General features: G+C 39.6%; 3 protein-coding genes. All 3 read right to left on the bottom strand.

The window, feature by feature from the left end; all coding sequences use genetic code 11:
* Window positions 1–33: 33 nt before the first annotated feature.
* The 3 genes from UYK_RS0106030 to UYK_RS0106020 are packed head-to-tail and all read right to left on the bottom strand — an operon-like array spanning window position 34 to window position 3,200.
* Window positions 34–1,191 carry a DUF1822 family protein gene (locus tag UYK_RS0106030; RefSeq protein WP_016871087.1) on the bottom strand — a complete coding sequence of 386 codons (1,158 nt, stop codon included), beginning with the start codon at window positions 1,189–1,191 and terminating at the stop codon, window positions 34–36.
* Between the two features lie 27 nt (window positions 1,192–1,218).
* Window positions 1,219–1,866 (bottom strand): hypothetical protein, encoded by a 648-nt coding sequence (locus UYK_RS0106025; RefSeq protein WP_009458500.1) that lies wholly within the window; start codon window positions 1,864–1,866, stop codon window positions 1,219–1,221.
* Between the two features lie 56 nt (window positions 1,867–1,922).
* Entirely contained in the window at window positions 1,923–3,200 is a 1,278-nt protein-coding gene (locus tag UYK_RS0106020) for a flotillin family protein (protein ID WP_016871086.1), read from the bottom strand.
* Window positions 3,201–3,331: the final 131 nt, after the last annotated feature.

Raw genomic sequence — 3,331 nt, 5'->3', positions numbered from 1 at the left:
AATGGTTTATATACCAGATCCAATAATTCATATTTAAATAACAAAATTTTCTGTAATCACTGCATCATTTAAACCAACTCTAACTCGAAATTTCTCACCAAATTCCGCACAAAATTTTAATTGAATATAATCATCTTCTTCTCTAGCTTGCACTTCTAAAAATGCTTGCTCATCCTCATATAATCCTGCTAATTGTAAACCTAATGGTAAATATACATGATTCATAGGATAAACTCTTAAGAGCACAGCAACTGTTTGATCTGGTTTTGGTAAAACTGCTACCATCAAAGCTACAGCGCTACCATCTAACTGCATTCCCAAATCCATCACGCGTCTAGCAGTTACAGCAGGATGGTTTGGTTGGAGAGTCCACAAAATTTCTGCAAGAGTCCAACGTGTTTCTTCATCTTCAGTAGTTCTGATTAGATGAACTAAAATATCCAGAAGTTCTGAGGAAATATTACTATTATTATTTACCTCCAACTCTTCACAACGATTGTTAAACTTTTTGGGCATGAATTTGGATGGTAAACCTTTTTGCCAACTATGATTGGGATAAAATTGCTCAATAATTTGCCAAACAATATCTGGTGATTCTAATTTCAATCCTCTGACACGTTTAATAGAACGAAAAGCAAATTGAGGTTTTCTTTTACGGGTGAATTCTTCAACTGTTTGCCACTCAGTTGTATACATATTTTCTAGCCATGCTCTTAAAGAAATTAGATGCGATCGCTCTATTAATTCATCCAATGAATGTAACTTGTCAATATCAATTTCTGATGTTGTGACATTAGGCAAAAATCCCCAGATTTTCCCTTCTTTACAGGTTTGATTTATTTCGACAACCACATAACCAATGCGACCATCCCAAACTTCTGGCGGAATATAACAAATGCGATCGCCTGTGCGAATTGCTCGACATTCTAAGCGTCCTACCCCAGTTAACACTAAATCGGCGACATCATCAATTAACCTCCGGTAAGGCTGCCAAACATAGCTAGATTCTAAATCTGTGGGGATATCTAGCATTTGCAAATAGGTATTAACTACTTGAACGGCTAAAGTATTTAAATATACTTGTCTACCTCTTGTTGGTGTTAGTTGTTCTCTGGCAAATTTGAGAGCATTTTGTCGGAATTCTTCAGGAATAGGGATAGATATGGTTTGACGTTCAGTTAAGTAATTCATAGTTGTAGATTCAAACTTCAAAAAATATTAATCAAGATAGCCTTGGAATTTACAAAACTCTGCTAGCAAAGGCAGACATTTTTTTTGGTAGAAATTGCTGAGAGTTGGTATAGGTACACCAAAATCCTGCGATAAATCTTTCCAAGTAACTTCCAAAAGAAAGCGGCGTTCAATCAAAACTTGACAGTTAACATCCGGGCGATCGCTAATATGAATACGCCGTAATTTACTGGTTTGAGTTATGAGCCATTCCCGAATTTCTTTGAGCAGAGGTGATGGTTCTGGTGGTACGGGAATCAGATCTAAAGGATCTATTACTTCACCATTTTCTCCCACAAAGGGATAAAATCTTCTGTTTCTCTCTTCTTTATTTCTCTGACTAATTTCTTTAAGACGATAATACAAGTAACCATTTAACCAGCTAATTACACAACCTTGTTCGGGATCATAGGGATTCTTAGCAGTAGTTGCTTCACAGAGATTTTGGCAAAAATATATCCAGGTTTTCTGAAAGGCTTCCTCTACATCAGGTACATCTGTACATCGCAAAAGTTTACCCGATTTTTGAATCAGATAAATAATTTGATTCAGTTTCCTTTTGCGTTCTAAACTGCCTCGTGGATGCTGACAAGCTTCTTGAACAAGTTGGAGGATTTGTGTGTTGAATTCATCCATACTGTAAAGGATTGGTTAACTTTTAACAGCTTTGGCTCAACCTACTGCTACAGTTTCTATGGGCGTTTATCCAGATTTGATTTCACTTCCGGAATGATAATGTTTCCCTCACCCTTGAATTCATTAATCGCCTTACTAATATCTATACCAGTAGTCTGGCGTAACTGTTCTAATAAAGATGCAAATTTTGGCACATTTCCACTATTAGCAGCATCAATGACAGTTAAATTTTCTACCTCTACTTGCGGAACTCCCTGAGCCATCATTTTCAACAAAGGTTCCAACTTCTGAAACAGGAAAATTTCTCGCGCCGCCGCACCAGCGTTTTGCCAAGATTCGGCTAAACGCCGTGTACCTGCGGCTTGCGCCTTACCATCTTCGATAATTCTGGCTGCATCACCCTTCGCTTTGGCGATCGCTTGCTGACATGCGGCTGCGGCTGGCGCAATCACATCAGCTTGCAACTGCTTTTCTACCTGTTTGATGCGTTCAGTTTGTACCGCCACCTCTGCTTGTACCCGCGCGATCTCTGCATTGACTACCGCTTCCACTTCCGCCACCATTGCGGTGCGCTTTGTCAGTGCATCTCTAACTCTGCGTTCCGCCTCCGCCTTCGCCACCTGCAAATCCCGTTCAATTTGTCTTAATTTAGTGATGCGATCATTTGCTGAAGCCTTAATAATCGCTTCCGCCTTGGCTTGTGCTTCCGCTATGCGCGCATCCCGCAACAACTCCGCCTGCTGCTTACGTCCAATCGAATCTAAATAACGTACCTCATCAGAAATATTTTTAATTTGCAAATTATCCAAAACCAATCCCAACTTTTCTAAATCATCCTCCGCCTCTTCCAACAAAGTTTTCGCAAAAGCAATCTTATCTTCATTCACTTGTTCTGGTGTGAGATTCGCCAACACCCCCCGCAAATTTCCTTCCAAAGTTTCCTTTGCTAACTGTTCAATATCTTTGCGAGTTTTACCCAACAATCGCTCGATCGCATTGTAAATAATTGGTTCTTCGCCAGCAATTTTAATATTCGCTACCCCTTCTACCGTCAAAGGAATACCACCTTTAGAAAAGGCATTTACCACCCGCAATTCAATAATCATATTAGTTAAATCCATGCGGAAAGTTTTTTCAATCAGGGGAATTTGAATTCCACTTCCGCCCTTTACCAAACGGTATCCCACTGACTTTCCATCGCTTGTAGGAGTGGAACTACCAGCAAAAATCAACACCTCACTCGGCTGACAAATATAGTACAAGTTGCGAATCACCCACCAACCAGCAGCAGTACCAGTACCAAATATTCCAAGTAGTAAAGCTATAATTTCCATGATATTTTTCCTTGAATCAGTAAATGATTAGGTTGGAAAAAGCGAACACAGATGAACACTGATACACACCGATAATTGCAGGGGGATTATTCGTTGGTGGTTGAGTTATGAGTAGTGAATTCGGATTCAGA

This window comes from Fischerella thermalis PCC 7521 (genome assembly GCF_000317225.1).
Classification (GTDB): domain Bacteria; phylum Cyanobacteriota; class Cyanobacteriia; order Cyanobacteriales; family Nostocaceae; genus Fischerella; species Fischerella thermalis.
The sequence above is the reverse complement of the archived record's forward strand: the minus strand, read 5'-3'. Positions and strand labels throughout refer to the sequence as shown.